Genomic DNA, 15401 nt, shown 5'->3' with positions numbered 1-15401 from the left:
TAACAACTTTGACAATAGATTTTAATTGCTATAATGCTACGCTACATGAGTTGCAGTTAATTATAAAGGAGAAATACTATGACACTAGTCACTCGCAAAGCACCAGATTTTACATCAGCAGCAGTTTTAGGTACTGGTGAAATTGTTAATAATTTCAATTTATTACAACATATCAAAGGTAAATATGCCGTTGTGTTCTTTTGGCCAATGGACTTCACATTTGTTTGCCCATCTGAAATCATTGCATTTGATCACCGTCTAGAAGAATTCAAAAAACGTGGTGTTGAAGTAATTGGTGTTTCAATGGACTCTGAATATGTACATAATGCATGGCGCAATACTCCACAAGATAAAGGTGGTATTGGTGAAGTTAAATTCCCAATTGTTGCAGATATCAAACACTCAATTATGCAATCTTATGGTATTGAACATCCTGAAGCTGGAGTTGCACTGCGAGCTTCGTTCTTTATTGACAAATCAGGAATTGTACGCCATGAAACAATTAACGATTTACCAATTGGACGTAACATTGACGAAATGATTCGTATTGTTGATGCTTTCCAATTCCATGAAGAACATGGCGAAGTTTGCCCTGCTCAATGGACAAAAGGTAAAAAAGGCATGCAAGCAAATCCAAATGGCGTTGCAAGTTTCTTAAAACAGCATGCTGACGAAATTTAATTCAGTACAATTTTTTATTCATCCATATCTTATTTTACGCTTTGCGTTACCGGAGTTAATCTCCGGTTTTTTTATATATATAAACGCAATTAATTATAGAGTGGCATGTAATCCTACAACACCAACGATAATAATGGTGAGACCAAATATACGAGGAAAATTCTTAGGCTCATTAAATAACAGCATATTGGCTAACACCGCACCCGAAGTCCCAAGACCAACCCAAACAGGATACACAACACTCAATTCAAGATAATGGAGCGAAAAATAGAAAAGCACAAAAGAGACAAAAAAACCTCCCCAATATAAAACCAATCTAAATAGACCTTTTTGCTCAGCATATAATTTAAGGCCTATAGCACCAATTACTTCAAAAACTGATGCAATTAATATTAACAGCCATCCCATGATTAAATTATCCTTATTAAAATATTAACTGTCGGCACGTTTTAGTTGTACAACACCAATAATAATTATCGCCACAAAAAAAAGTTGAATTAGCTTAATCTCTTTATTAAAAAGTAAGATATCAATTAGCGTTGCACCGACAGCACCAACACCTGAAAATATGGCATAAACCGTACCTGTAGGTATTGTCTTGCAAGCATTGGTTAAAAAAGTAAAATCAATAATAATGAGCGATACAATAATAACCCATTGCCAAAGCTCGGTTGCGATGCTAAATCCTAAAATCCAACATATTTCAAAAAAGCAGGTTAGTACCACAAATGCCCACTCTTTATTCATGCTAAACATATAGCTACCTCGTTTATGCTACTTTATTTTATGTCGTAATCAATTTTCTGCTGCAATGTGTTTAAGTATAATGCTTGATTATGCCCTATTGCTAAAAGCAACGACAAAACAAAAGATGGTTCGCAAATAGAATTTGCCGCCAAAAGATATCAATTGTTATATGGTCCTATCCATTAAACCAAAACGCCTAACGTTCACGAAACATCATCACAATTTTTATTATTATTTTTCAAATAAGTAAGTAAGTAATTCTATAATGAAGATATATAAATGGCAAGGGCAAAATTACACAATTCAATGTTAGAGAGCTTATACAAGCTAACCAATTCACCTCTATATAATACTTAATTATGCAAGATATAATAAAGATTTGTAATTTATTAGAAAAAAATAAAAAATGTTATATCTTTTTCAATTTAACCTAAAATAGTTATAGAATGCTAAAAACCACTTTTGAGGCATTTTTTAACTAAATTGTATAATAAACATTTTATACTTATTAAATATTGTTAATTGTAATAATACTTAATATTTTTTAAACATTCGGAAAAAGGAAGGCAGCATGTCAAAAAAGACAGATAATGAATTTAAAGTTGGTATAAAAGCCTATATATCACTAATAGTAGCCATTTTATTTTTTTCAGGCTTATTTTTTAATGTAGAAGGTAAAGAATGGCTAGGAGCGTTTGATTTTACCAGCTTAAGCGGCAAATTTGGCACTATGCTACATCCTGAAAAAAATACTTTTGTGGGTGAAGGAGGTAACAGTGCAAGAGCTGGTTTTATTTTCGCCTTATCACTTATACCTACGGTTATGTTAGCGCTAGGCGTGTTAGAAATATTTACCCATTACGGCACCATTCGTGCTGCACATAAATTATTAACACCATTATTAAAACCAATTTTAGGTGTACCAGGTAAAACTGGACTTGCATTAATTACCGACCTACAAAGCACTGATGCTGGTGCTGTATTAACTAAAGAGTTATATGACGAAAAGCAAATTACTAAAAAAGACCTTATCATTATTAGTGCTTGGCAATATTCTGGTGCGGGTTTAATTAATAACTACTTCTCGATTGGTTCGGCATTATTTGCCCCAATGACTGTAGCTATTTTTATTCCTCTTGTCATCATGTTAGTGCTTAAATTTGTAGGCTCAGTAATGGTTCGCTTAGTATTAAATACAATTTATAAAAAGGATTTTATCAATGAGTAATTCGCAAAAACAAACTAATAACCCTTTAGATATTTTTGTAATCGGTGCTCGCAAAGGATTCAACATTGCTATTAATAATTTAATGCCCAATATTTTAATGGCATTTGTAATCACCGAAATACTAAAACGTTTAGGTATAATGCAATTAATAGGAACTTATTGTGCTCCAGTAATGGAGATTTTTGGCCTACCTGGCGAAGCAATTACCGTATTACTAACTGCATGGTTATCAGCATCAGCAGGTACAGGCGTTGCAGTTAACTTATTTACCGCAGGAACAATCAATCCAACAGCAATAACCATATTAGCCCCAGCTATTTTCTTAATGGGCTCACAATTACAGTATATGGGACGATTATTAGGCGTTGCCGATGTACCCAAAAAATACTGGCCATTACTCATGTTAACCAGTATTTTTAATGCATTAGTTTCAATGATTATTATGCGATTTTTTGTTTAATAAAGGAGATAAACATGTCTAACGTATTAGAACATTATCAGTATTTACACCAAATTCCAGAGTTGGGATTTGAAGAACACAAAACATCGGCATATATCGCACAGCAACTTGAACAAGCAGGCTATAAAGTAACTCGCAACATCAATAACACAACAGGAATTGTTGCGCAATACGATAGCGGCAAAACTGGCCCTGTACTCGCTTTACGGGCAGATATGGATGCTCTAGGACATATTATTAACGGCGAACCTTGCGCAAGACATACCTGCGGTCATGATGGCCATTCATCAATATTATTAAGCTCGGCACAAGAGTTAATAAAAGAAGGTAACATCAAAAAAGGTCGATTGAAACTCATCTTCCAACCTGCAGAAGAACTTGGAACAGGTGCTTTAGCTATGATTGAAGGAGGAGCTATTGATGATGTTGATATGATTATCGGTTTACATTTACGTCCAAAAGATGAATGTCCAAAAGGCTTTGCTGCAGCGGCAATGTACTATTCAGCATCCACTACAGTTGAAGTAAATATTCATGGTATCCCAGCACATGGTGCTCGACCTCATTTAGGCGTTAATGCCCTTGATGCAGCAACACTGGCCATTCAAGCAGTTAACACCATTCACCTTGCACCTAACTTAAACTATAGTGTTAAAGCCACACGTTGCATTTGCGATGCTGGAGTCACCAATGCTATTCCATCCGAAGCATATGTATGCTGGGATCTAAGAGCGCCAACTAACCCAGCCATGGATGAACTAAAAGCCAAAACGTTAAATGCGATAAAATTCAGTGTTGAATCTATCGGTGCGAAAGTGGATATCAATGTCACTAAAGAAATTCCAGCCGCGGAAATTGATAATGATGTCACAAAAATTATTGCCGAAGCCATTGTCGATGTACTTGGCAAAGAGGGGCTAAAAGAGCCTATTTTCACCCCAGGTGGAGAAGACTTTTTCAATTATCCTTGTGAACGTAATGTCAAAGCTGGTTTTTGGGGATTAGGAGCTGATCTAACACCAGGATTACATCATCCTGAAATGAAGTTTGACACTTTAGCATTAGAAAATGGAGTCAAAATAACCAAAGCTTGTGCATTAAAAGTACTTGGCTAATTTCCACCCTATTCCGCCGATACCTTACTTCGGCGGAAGATGATTTAAATCACAAACAAAGGATCTTTCCCTAACTTGTATAATACTGTTGATAAGCACTTAACATTTTTAAGTTAGGATTTTCACTTCAATGCCAAATAGTTACGATATTCAACAATATCTTCGATCGTCACAACTGGCATATGATACTGATTAGCAAATTTAACAACCTCTGGCGCTCTTGCCATAGTGCCATCGTCGTTGGTTAACTCACACAATACTGCGGCAGGCTTTAAACCCGCTAATGTCACTAAATCAATAGATGCTTCAGTATGACCTCGGCGAATTAATACACCACCTTCTTTAGCAACTAAAGGAAACACATGCCCTGGATGATTAAGATCACTTGGTTTGGCGTTATCATTCACAGCAGCCTTAATAGTCGTAACGCGATCAGCGGCTGATACACCTGTTGTAACTCCATTAGCCGCTTCAATTGAGATGGTAAACGCTGTATTATTTTTACTAGTATTATTTTCTACCATCATAGGCAAATTTAACTCATCACAGCGTTTTTTAGGCAAACATAAACAAACAATACCACTGCCGTAACGAATAGTTAGAGCCATTTGTTCACTGGTAATAGACTCGGCAGCCCAAATAATATCACCTTCATTTTCGCGATCTTCATCATCTAAAACTAGTACACCTTGACCGGCTTTAATAGAAGCAATTGCTTTTTTAACACGTTCAATGGGCGTTCCAAATTCATTTAAATTAAACTGATTCATGGTAAATACCTATATTTTTATTAACTCATTTATTTCATTATTTATCTAATTAAAATCAAATGGCTATTTGCTATCTAATTAATTAAGTATAAATAAAATACCAGAATCAGGGCAGTGCTTGACCAGCATGACTTTGCCTTTCAGCAAATATTGGAAAGATAAGCAACTCTCTTTTATCCAGACTTTTACTGTCGGCTTTGGAATTTCACCAAATCTGCTTGTCCTTAATCTATCAAAATCTAACTGAGCAATAAAACAACTACCACAGTTAACAAAATAAATTAAGCGCTCGTGGGCTATACCACCGGTGGGGACTTACACCCCGCCCTGAGAATTTTGCCAAAAAATTGACGAATCACACTATAATACAAAATGATAAAAAAGACACGGAGTTTTAAAATGAAATATTGCCGCAAACAGCGGCAATAATAGAAAGAGCAGAGTTTAATTAATGCCTACGAGTTTCACTTATGCGACGCCGTTCGGCTTTACGCATCCATAGCCACGAAATAAAGCCAATAATACCAACAATTAGCAATATAATTGTTGCTAAAGCATTAACCTGAGGATCAACCCCTAAACGTACTTTTGAAAATATCAATTTAGGTAACGTCATAGCACCTGGTCCAGTCACAAAGTTAGCAATAACCACATCATCAAGTGACAATGTAAATGCTAAAAGCCAACCTGACACTAACGCTGGTGCGATCATTGGTAGTGTAATAATAAAAAATACCTTTAAAGGATTTGCACCAAGATCTAATGCAGCTTCTTCAATTGACTTATCTAATTCACGCAACCTAGCACTAATTACCACAGTCACATAAGCTGTACAAAATGTAGCATGAGCCATCCAAATAGTTATAGCGCCACGGTCTTTTGGCCAACCAAGTACCTGTCCCATTCCCACAAATAACAACAGCAAAGCCAAACCAGTAATAACATCTGGCATAACCAGCGGTGCTGTAGTCATAAACGAAAATAAATTAGAGCCTCGGAATCCTCTAAAACGAATGATAGCATAAGCCGCTAATGTACCAAGCACAACAGCAAAAGTTGCAGCACCTGCAGCAATAGACAAACTTAGCCCAACAGCTTTAAGTAATGTTTCGTTATTAATTAACTCAAAATACCATTTGACCGAAAAATCCGCCCAAACTGTCACCAAACGCGAGCTATTAAACGAATAAACAATCAAAATAACCATTGGGATATATAAAAACGAAAATACCACCAAAAAGATAAGTCCTTTCAAACACCGGAATAGCAATGCAATGGTAACTAAAACGGTAATAATGAAACTAAAAACAAAACAGCTATAGTAAAAGCTCCATTCACCCAAAAGCGATAATCCCGATGATGAAATTAAAATACTCAATAAAATCGCACCAAGCAATGACGAGATAAAAACAATCAAAGCCGATCGCATAATAACGGGCAAATTGTTCATCTATTTACCTCCCATTTGTCGATTTTGGAATTTATTGAAATAATAAATAGGCACAATCAATATCATCAACATCACACTAGCTACAGCCGAGGCAGCTGGCCAGTCATGATTATTAAAGAACTCAGTCCAAAGCTGTGTACCAATCATAATCCCTTCTGAAGGGCCTAATAATTCAGGGATCACATACTCACCTACAGCAGGAATAAACACCAACATCCCTCCAGCAATCACCCCATTTTTGGTTAAAGGTACAATGATCTTAAAAAATGTTTTTATCGGTTTACAACCTAAGTCTAATGCTGCTTCGATTAACGTTGAATCGACCTTACTTAACGACGTATAAATTGGCAATACCACAAATGGTAAATAAGAATAGACAATACCAATATATACAGCAAAGTAGGTTTTCATAATAATCAAAGGCTGATCAATAACCCCTAACCACATTAAAAAATGATTTAATAAACCATTAGGATTCAAAATGCCAATCCACGCATAAACACGAATTAAAAACGATGTCCATGAAGGTAAAATGATTAACAACAATAAAATATTACGGGTTGACTGTTTGCATTGAGAAATAGCCCAAGCCAATGGATAACCAATTAAAATACAAAGCACGGTTGAAATCGCAGCAATCTTAAGTGATTGCAAATACGAATCAATATAAATCGTATCGCTAATTAGATTTAAATAATTGCCAAAATTTAACGTAATATTAAGCAAACCATCGTCATAACTTAACAAATCAGTATAAGGTGGTACAGCTAAAGCAATTTCAGAAAAACTGATCCTAAATACGATTAAAAATGGTAGCAAAAACAGTAATAGCATCCATAAATAAGGGATCACAATTACGGTTAACCGTCCATAAAGAGTCATTAAATCCGAATCATCTCGTTGTTGACGCAATTTTTTATATGTATAAAAAATTACAACTAACCCTGCTGGAATAAATAAAATACTGCCAGCAATAATAAGCCGATAAGCAAATTTAGACGACCTATAATGCGCTAAAAAACAACCAAAGCATGACAATAAAAAGCTCAATGTCATTGCGGTAAATAGCGCATCTAAAAATAAATTGTCAAATGCACCTGTTGTTACAAAACGCCAATAAACATTGAGCAACACAAATGCATTTAACAACAATCCCAATACAATGGATCGCATTATGATATCCTCTTTTGTTTATTCAGTAAGCACAACACAACTGTCAACTTCCCAACTTAAGTTAACTATATCACCCCAAGTTGGCATTCCTTTACGATAACGATGCTCATTTTGCAATTGTGCAATAATAACTTGCCCACTTGGCAATTTGACATGATAAATCGATAAATCCCCAAGATAAGCGATTTCAACAACTTCACCTGTAGCGCAGTTATAACCATCTTCAGGTAATTGCTCACATAATTGGATTTTTTCTGGGCGCAGAGCAACTTTAATCGGCACACCTTCCACAGCTGGAGAATCATAATCTACTTTAAATGGATGTTTAATAGTAGGACAACTCAAAATCAAACCATCTTCTAACGTATCTTGCAAGATACCATCAAAGATATTAACCGAACCGATAAACTCAGCACTATAACGGCTATTTGGATGTTCATAAATTTCTTCTGGCTCACCAATTTGCACAAATTGACCTTTATTCATAATGGCAATACGACCAGCCATAGTCATAGCTTCTTCTTGATCATGGGTAACCATAACGCAAGTTGCCCCCACTTGTTCTAAAATGCTCACCACTTCAAGTTGCATTCGATCACGAAGTTGTTTATCAAGTGCACCCATTGGCTCATCAAGTAACAATAATTTTGGTCGTTTGGCTAAGCTTCTTGCTAAAGCCACGCGTTGGCGCTGACCACCTGATAATTGGTGTGGTTTACGTTTGCCAAATTGCTCCATATGTACAAGCGCTAACATCTCTTCAACTCGATGTTTAATTTCGCTATTGCTTAATTTATCTTGCTTTAAGCCAAAGGCTATATTTTGTTCAACCGTCATGTGAGGAAATAAAGCATACGATTGGAACATCATATTAATAGGACGATTATAAGGCGGAACCTGTGATAAATCTTTTCCATCTAAAATGATTTGCCCCGAAGTCGGTTGCTCAAAACCAGCTAGCATACGCAATAGTGTTGATTTACCGCTTCCAGATGCTCCTAATAATGCAAAAATTTCACCTTTATATATAGTCAAATTTACATCATCAACGGCATAATAATCATCATTAAAAACTTTTGTTAAATTTTTGATCTCCAATAAAGGAGTTATCATCTTTTTTTTAGGCTGTACCTGATTTGTTGTTTTATCGTTCACTCTTTTTTCCTCATAACAACAAGCCAAAAAAAACGAGACGGAAAGACTCACAGCCTCTCCGTCTTGGATTATTAGTTAAGATTCGATATACAAAATATCGATTATTTACCAGTTTTGAGCTTAGTCCACGTGCGGGTAATTATACGCTCAAGTTTTGGATCTTTAACTTTTAAAGTGAATAGTTTTTCCATCACTTCTGGTTTTGGATAAACTGCTGGATCATTTTTCACTTCTGGTTTTACAAAATTTTCATTAGCAACCTGATTAGCGCTAGCAAAGTTAACATCGTTAGTAACTTGTGCTGCAATTTCTGGTTTCATAACAAAATTTAAAAACTCATGAGCTTCATCTGGGTTTGCTGAATCTTTTGGAATAGCAAAGGTATCAAAAAAGACTAAAGCACCTTCTTTTGGTATTTGATAACCAACATGCACACCGTTATTTGCTTCGTTAGCTCTATCTCGTGATTGTAAAATATCGCCAGACCAACCCAAAATCACACAAATATCGCCATTAGCTAGATCGGTAATATATTGTGAAGAGTGGAAGTAACGAATATTTGGACGAACTTTTTCTAACAGCTCATAGGCAGCACCAGTATAATCCTTGGCATCTGTACTATTTGGATTTTTACCTAAATATTGAAGAGCACTAGCAAAAATTTCGGTAGGTGCATCTAAAAATGCCACACCACAATCTTTTAGTTTTTCCATATTCTCTGGTTTAAACACTAAATCCCAGCTATCAACTGGTGCATTATCACCTAGACGCTCTTTAACTTTATCAATGTTATAGCCAATCCCTGTTGTCATCCACACATAAGGGATAGCATATTTATTATCAGGATCATGTGTTGCCATTAATTTCATTAGATTAGGATCTAAGTTTTTCCAATTAGACAATTTACTTTTATCTAACGGAAGATAGATATCAGATTTAATTTGTCTAGCTAAAAAGCTATCTGAAGGCGAAACCACATCAAAGCCAGAATGACCTGCCATTAATTTACCTTCAAGAGCTTCGTTAGAATCATAAACATCATAAACTAGTTTAATACCAGTCGATTTTTCAAAATCCGAAATCGTATTAGAACCAATTTGCCCTGCCCAATTGTAAAAATGTACGACACGATCTTTAGCTATAGCAGATTGAGATAACGCTAGTGAAACACCAGCCACGATTGAAAGAATTGTTTTACGTTGAGTAAACATGCTCACCACTTCTCCTCTAGTTGTAGGGATATTACATGTTAGACACAAGCCCATTGCAAAGACACAACGGACCCCCAAATTTTACTATCGACATTGTTAACAATAATAAAAATTATCAAAGTAACAACCATCTAGCGAAACCGAGGTAATCAGGCAATCACAAGTCATTAATAACATAAATGAACTAGTAGAGCTAACCTTGCATTACGAGGGATAAAATACCTTTTTTTTTAAAGATGTCCACTTAAAAAATCAAATATTGAAAGTTTAAGGATTGAGTGGTTGTATTTTAACCACCCAAGGAGTAAGGAACAACCAATTAACAATTAGATAACAAAATTATTCAGCACTTGCTTGCATAATTTTAGCATTTGGTTGCCACACACGATATTTAACTTGCAAATCGTTCGGAACATAAAAGACTAACGGTAATTGGCTGTTATAGCTAAACAAACCTAAATTATGGTTGATTGTCACAAATTGATTTTTATTAGTACCTTCAGGGCAAGCCATTAATGTTGAAATGTTACCAACAGTCTTTTCAACTACGTAATAAGAGTATCCCCAACCTTTAAGCTCTTCTTGCTTAACTACACCACCTAAATTTTGCAAATTACAATCAACATTCATTTCTTTACCAATGATCACCTCAACTTTCGCATTGTTTTCATTAGCAATAGTTGGTAAATGAATAGCATAACGAGTATAGCCAACTTGAGCTGCAGGGAATGGCGCTATATCATTGACACTTTGTGCAACAGGTTGCGTTTTTTGTGAATTTGCGCATGCTGTTAATGCTACACCTAATAATGTTAATAACAATAATTTTTTCATTTTTATCTCCTTTAACTAATTAATCATAAACACCATCGTATTAATTTTCAGTGATAATGCGTATAATAACACCATCTAGATTAATAAAATTGGTGTAAAAATGCCAGCAGAAAAAAATACTACCGATTTACTTAAATTGATTTTAAACCTGTTAATAATTGGTTTACTAATCATTATTACCTATCGTGTTGTTGAAGTTTTTTTATTCGGTTTCTTCTGGGCGGTGATGGTCGTAATTGCCACTTGGCCCTTAATGATAAAAATACAACGAAAATTATTTAACAAACGCTGGCTATCACTACTAGTAATGGCTCTGATATTAGCCTTTGTTTGTATTATACCTTTCATATTAATTATTAGCTCGGTAGCACAAAACGGTCACCATCTTATTGAATGGGCAAAAACGCTATCTCACCAAAAACTACCAACACTTGACTGGCTTGAAAGCGTACCTGCCTTCGGCTCTGAACTACACCAAAAATGGTTAAACTTAATACAAACTGATGGCTCTGATTTAGTTTCAAGCATACAACCTTATATTGGCACCATGATAGGTTGGCTACTTGAGCAAGCCACCAATATTGGACTATTTATCTTTCATGCTGGTGTAATGATTATTTTTAGTCTATTACTATTTTTAAAAGGCGAAAGTATCACCAAATACGTTTACCTACTAGCCAACCGATTATCAAAACAATATGGCGAAATCACTGTCACATTAGCAGGACAATCCATTCGAGCTGTAGCTCTTGGTGTTGTGGTTACTGCCATTACCTTAGCCTTAATTGGTGGATTAAGTTTTATATTAACCGACATGCCGTTACCAGGTATACTCACTCTAATTTTATTTATTTGTTGTGTCGCACAAATTGGTCCCGTGATTGTAATGCTTGGGTGCATTTTTTGGCAATTTTGGGCGGGCAACACCATAGCTGGTATCGTATTAATTGTTGTGGCAATTATCTTAACCACCTTAGATAGCGTAATGCGAGCTTACTTAATAAAAAAAGGTGCCAATTTACCGTTTTTACTTATATTATTTGGTGTGATTGGTGGCTTACTTGGCTTTGGCATAATGGGATTATTTATTGGTCCTGTCGTACTAGCTTTAACTTACAAAATAATTCAAACTTGGGTTGATGAACAATCTTAAACAATTTATTATCACCCAGTAAGAAGCATAAGCGCATAAACAAGTTGCTAAATACGCTACATAACTTAAAGCAACTGAGCTAAAATGCATACAAATTAAAAGGAGTGTTATTTTTACTGGCTTAGCTTATATTAGAAAACAAGTTTCTAAAGTAACTTGACAGTTATAATGACAAAAAATCATGCGAATACCATTTATAAAATACAATCACCAAAAGCATCTTGACGAATTAGGTAAAATTCAGCAAGATGCCAAGCAATATCATATCTGCTATACCCCAAAAGCATATCGACTGGCTTTAATTGAAAGTATAAAAAGAGCTCAGCACCGAATTTATATAGTTGCGCTCTATCTAGAGCAAGATGAGGCAGGTCAAGAAATTCTTAATGAACTGTACCAAATCAAACGGCAACGCCCTAATTTAGATATCAAAATATTTGTTGACTGGCACCGTGCACAGCGCGGAAGAATTGGCGAAGACAAAGCCCATACCAACGCAAATTATTATTACCAACTAAAACAGCAATATCCAGATATTGACATTCCTATTTATGGTGTACCTGTCAATCGTCGTGAAGTACTAGGCGTACTGCATTTAAAAGGTTTTATTATTGATAATACTGTCATTTACAGTGGAGCTAGCATTAATAACGTATACCTACACAAGCGTGAAAAATACCGTTACGACCGTTATCACTTTATTACTAACCCACTATTAGCAAACAGCATGGTGCAGTTTATTCACGACCACTTTTTACCATATCAAGCGTTGCAACTACTTAATACTGGCACCCATAAAACCCGCAAACAAATTAAGTCTGAAATTAAAGAGCTACGCCAACACTTAATGAATACCAGCTACCAATATAACAGCAATACCGACAACAACACCTTATCGGTTGCACCAATAATGGGGCTTGGTCGCAATAACTCGCTCAACAAAATCATCCATCATTTAATCAACGTAACCGAACAAAAAATCATATTTTGCACGCCGTACTTTAATTTGCCTAACATCCTAGTTCGCGATATCATTCGTTTGCTTCGTAAAGGTCGCCAAGTTGAACTGATTATTGGTGATAAAGAAGCAAATGATTTTTATATTCCACCAGACCAACCTTTTAACATATCAGGTGGATTACCCTACTTATACGAAATCAATTTAAGAAGCTTTATTGAGCGCCTACAATCTTTTATTGACAAAGAGCAACTTATCATACGTCTGTGGAAGGATGGAGAGCAAACCTATCATCTTAAAGGTATCTGGGTGGACAATACTTGGGTACTTATAACAGGCAACAACCTAAATCCACGCGCTTGGCGACTTGATCTGGAAAATGGCATATTAATACATGATCCAAAGCAAGAATTAAGCCATAAATTTAACCAAGAACTTGACACTATTCGTCAAAAAACCACATTGATCACACATTTTCAACAAATCCAAGCGAGTCAATTTTATCCAAGTCAAGTTCATAAGTTGATAAAGCGACTGAGCCGCATTAAAGTGGATAGGATTATTAAGCGGTTGTTGTAAAGGTAAGATGTTTTGAAAGAAAAGGTTTCTTAAAAAACATAATAAAAACAATATTTTTTCAACTAATTTTGAGAAAAAAGCGCTTTTGCTGTTTAACAACAAAAGCGCAAATTTGATCTAGACTTCATATTAAAGGTCTACAGATAGGTGCGTTCTAATCATTGCAGTAAGGCAATATCGCCTTTAACAAGAAAAGCACATATAGAATTAAGGGGTAACACAAGCCATAAAGTGACTATTAGCTGTACTCTGCAGAAAAATTCCCCCATCGGCTGAATAAACACCATATAGACTGCCATTATATGAATTAGCCCAATATCCTGTATCATTAGCCCAGTTGTTACCAATACTGAGATTCCAATCACTACCTTCATAGAAATTATTCATAGTATTGGCAGTAAAACCCCACTCGTTAAATAGTCCGCCAACCCATTTACCGCTAATATCTTTATAACTGACTTTTCGTTGACAGTTATTAATACTTCTTCCAGGTAAACCTTCTGTCCAACCAGCTCCATTCCCATTGGTATAGTCATTTATATCGGGAATTCGATAACCATTACCTAAATTACGACAAAAGTTTTGAGCATCCGCATATCCATATCTTACTGTGATTCCTGGTTGAGAGATATACCAACGTTCTATCTTAAAGCTATACAGTAATTTTGTATGATTTACATCAGAGTAAAGCTTAAATAACGAAGGGGAAAAAGCCTTATTACTTGAATTTATGGAAGGGCCTTTTAATATAATCTTTAGTGCTTGTTCGCCACCAGGATAAAGGTTACCATCTCTAATACAAGTTCTACATATCCTATCAATGTCAATAGCCCAATGTTGTGTATTCTCTTTGCTTAACGATAATGATACACCACTACCGCTAACCGCACTCACCGTTGTACCATTTGCAGCTATAACTTGTTCAGGAGAGATTCCTCCCAATAATAAATAGAAATATAACCTATCAGATCCTGTCGTCGGAAAGTTTTCTGCTATATTGCTATTATTTGTGACTTTAAACCCTTTTAACGAAACCCAATTTGGACCATCCATATCCCAAATGGTAGTACCAAAAGCATGGTCATCGTAAGCTAAATTTGGTTGCGCATAGCAAGCAACTGGCCTATTCATATTGGCATTAATATAGTAACTATGCTCATTACCCGTAAAATTGCTACTATTGGGAACACCATACTGCGTCGATAAGGTGCTTGCAGTTGCTGTTAAGGTGAGTTTATAAGGCCCATCACAAAGATTTAGCCGTCTATTCGGATTTGCTTTAACTTCTCCTGTAATATCTGTACCATTTTTATCTTGCCATTTTATGGTTAAATTTCCTGTTGCATTTATATTATCATCGCCATCATCGTCTCGACCATAATTATAAGGTGAATCCATTAATTCGCTTAATTGAATTCTTGGGTAATTTACCAATGGTACTATTGCTTGTATATCAGCAAATGTATCTGTTATATTTGGCATTTCAATTGGTGCATCTACGTTAGATTGATCTATTACTGCATTGGGATAAAGTGCACTATTTGCTCCCTGAGGAATATAACTAATATTTGGTAGTCTTATACCCAATAAATCTTCCATACTAGCAACTTTAGTTACACCATCAATACTTAAATATGGTGCAGAGCCGTGAATGACCTGTGATGTCTTTGCCGATAACGCCTGCGAGCTCAGCGAATAAGGCAATAAAAGCAATGGAGCAAAAATCAGCGGTGACTTGGATAGCAATCTAGAAATCAAAGATATCCTTGCCAACAACTTTATCGATTTCGATAGATTTGGTGATAAAAATAAGAATCGAATCTGTTTTTGACTACTGTGAAATTGAAAAAGATTTAAGGCGTAGGGTTGCCAGTGCCTGGTGCCTAT

The 15401-nt window shown here is 35.6% G+C and carries 14 protein-coding genes, 1 pseudogene and 1 riboswitch; of the genes and pseudogenes, 6 read left to right on the top strand and 9 right to left on the bottom strand.

Annotated features, from left to right (window positions below):
- Nucleotides 1-78 precede the first annotated feature (78 nt).
- Nucleotides 79-681 (top strand): peroxiredoxin C, encoded by a 603-nt coding sequence (locus B9N71_RS03630; protein WP_065589177.1) that lies wholly within the window; start codon nt 79-81, stop codon nt 679-681.
- A 93-nt stretch (nt 682-774) separates the two neighbouring features.
- Here B9N71_RS03630 and B9N71_RS03625 read toward each other — a convergent pair whose 3' ends face one another.
- On the bottom strand, nt 775-1089 hold the full coding sequence (locus tag B9N71_RS03625) for a DMT family transporter (RefSeq protein WP_085164172.1): 315 nt from the start codon (nt 1087-1089) through the stop codon (nt 775-777).
- Between the two features lie 24 nt (nt 1090-1113).
- Nucleotides 1114-1437: a DMT family transporter gene (locus B9N71_RS03620; protein WP_202983885.1), complete on the bottom strand. Its 324-nt coding sequence runs from the start codon at nt 1435-1437 to the stop codon at nt 1114-1116.
- 562 nt (nt 1438-1999) lie between these two features.
- Here B9N71_RS03620 and B9N71_RS03615 point away from each other — a divergent pair.
- From B9N71_RS03615 to B9N71_RS03605, 3 genes are read left to right on the top strand one after another with little or no spacing between them, the layout of a single operon-like run.
- Nucleotides 2000-2656 carry a nucleoside recognition domain-containing protein gene (locus B9N71_RS03615; protein WP_085164170.1) on the top strand — a complete coding sequence of 219 codons (657 nt, stop codon included), beginning with the start codon at nt 2000-2002 and terminating at the stop codon, nt 2654-2656.
- Nucleotides 2649-3116 (top strand): YjiG family protein, encoded by a 468-nt coding sequence (locus tag B9N71_RS03610; RefSeq protein WP_065589180.1) that lies wholly within the window; start codon nt 2649-2651, stop codon nt 3114-3116. Before B9N71_RS03615 ends, B9N71_RS03610 begins: the two co-directional genes overlap by 8 nt.
- A gap of 14 nt (nt 3117-3130) precedes the next feature.
- Nucleotides 3131-4231 carry an amidohydrolase gene (locus B9N71_RS03605; protein ID WP_085164168.1) on the top strand — a complete coding sequence of 367 codons (1101 nt, stop codon included), beginning with the start codon at nt 3131-3133 and terminating at the stop codon, nt 4229-4231.
- 122 nt (nt 4232-4353) lie between these two features.
- On the opposite strand, the gene ribB is transcribed toward B9N71_RS03605, so the two are convergent.
- The 6 genes and pseudogenes from ribB to eco form a co-directional block, all read right to left on the bottom strand.
- Nucleotides 4354-5001: a 3,4-dihydroxy-2-butanone-4-phosphate synthase gene (ribB, locus tag B9N71_RS03600; protein WP_085164166.1), complete on the bottom strand. Its 648-nt coding sequence runs from the start codon at nt 4999-5001 to the stop codon at nt 4354-4356.
- 161 nt (nt 5002-5162) lie between these two features.
- A riboswitch (FMN riboswitch) is annotated at nt 5163-5340 on the bottom strand.
- Between the two features lie 109 nt (nt 5341-5449).
- Entirely contained in the window at nt 5450-6208 is a 759-nt protein-coding gene (locus tag B9N71_RS03595; protein ID WP_143422020.1) for an ABC transporter permease subunit, read from the bottom strand.
- 243 nt (nt 6209-6451) lie between these two features.
- A pseudogene (locus B9N71_RS03590) lies at nt 6452-7321 on the bottom strand (ABC transporter permease subunit); the annotation flags it as partial.
- A gap of 321 nt (nt 7322-7642) precedes the next feature.
- On the bottom strand, nt 7643-8779 hold the full coding sequence (gene potG / locus B9N71_RS03585) for a putrescine ABC transporter ATP-binding subunit PotG (RefSeq protein WP_081296719.1): 1137 nt from the start codon (nt 8777-8779) through the stop codon (nt 7643-7645).
- A gap of 101 nt (nt 8780-8880) precedes the next feature.
- Entirely contained in the window at nt 8881-9990 is a 1110-nt protein-coding gene (locus tag B9N71_RS03580; RefSeq protein ID WP_085164164.1) for an extracellular solute-binding protein, read from the bottom strand.
- Between the two features lie 339 nt (nt 9991-10329).
- Nucleotides 10330-10824 carry a serine protease inhibitor ecotin gene (eco, locus tag B9N71_RS03575; protein WP_085164162.1) on the bottom strand — a complete coding sequence of 165 codons (495 nt, stop codon included), beginning with the start codon at nt 10822-10824 and terminating at the stop codon, nt 10330-10332.
- A 100-nt stretch (nt 10825-10924) separates the two neighbouring features.
- Between eco and ydiK the strand changes: the two genes are divergently transcribed.
- Together ydiK and pssA are read left to right on the top strand one after the other, a co-directional pair.
- Nucleotides 10925-11977: an AI-2E family transporter YdiK gene (gene ydiK, locus B9N71_RS03570; protein WP_085164160.1), complete on the top strand. Its 1053-nt coding sequence runs from the start codon at nt 10925-10927 to the stop codon at nt 11975-11977.
- Nucleotides 11978-12158: 181 nt separating this feature from the next.
- Nucleotides 12159-13514, top strand: coding sequence for a CDP-diacylglycerol--serine O-phosphatidyltransferase (pssA, locus tag B9N71_RS03565; protein ID WP_085164158.1), 1356 nt, complete (start codon nt 12159-12161; stop codon nt 13512-13514).
- Between the two features lie 207 nt (nt 13515-13721).
- Here pssA and B9N71_RS03560 read toward each other — a convergent pair whose 3' ends face one another.
- Nucleotides 13722-15272 carry a hypothetical protein gene (locus B9N71_RS03560; RefSeq protein ID WP_085164156.1) on the bottom strand — a complete coding sequence of 517 codons (1551 nt, stop codon included), beginning with the start codon at nt 15270-15272 and terminating at the stop codon, nt 13722-13724.
- Nucleotides 15273-15401 lie beyond the last annotated feature (129 nt).

The sequence above is a fragment of the Gilliamella bombi genome (assembly GCF_900103255.1).
Lineage (GTDB): Bacteria > Pseudomonadota > Gammaproteobacteria > Enterobacterales > Orbaceae > Gilliamella > Gilliamella bombi.
This window is presented reverse-complemented; position numbering and strand designations above follow the sequence as displayed.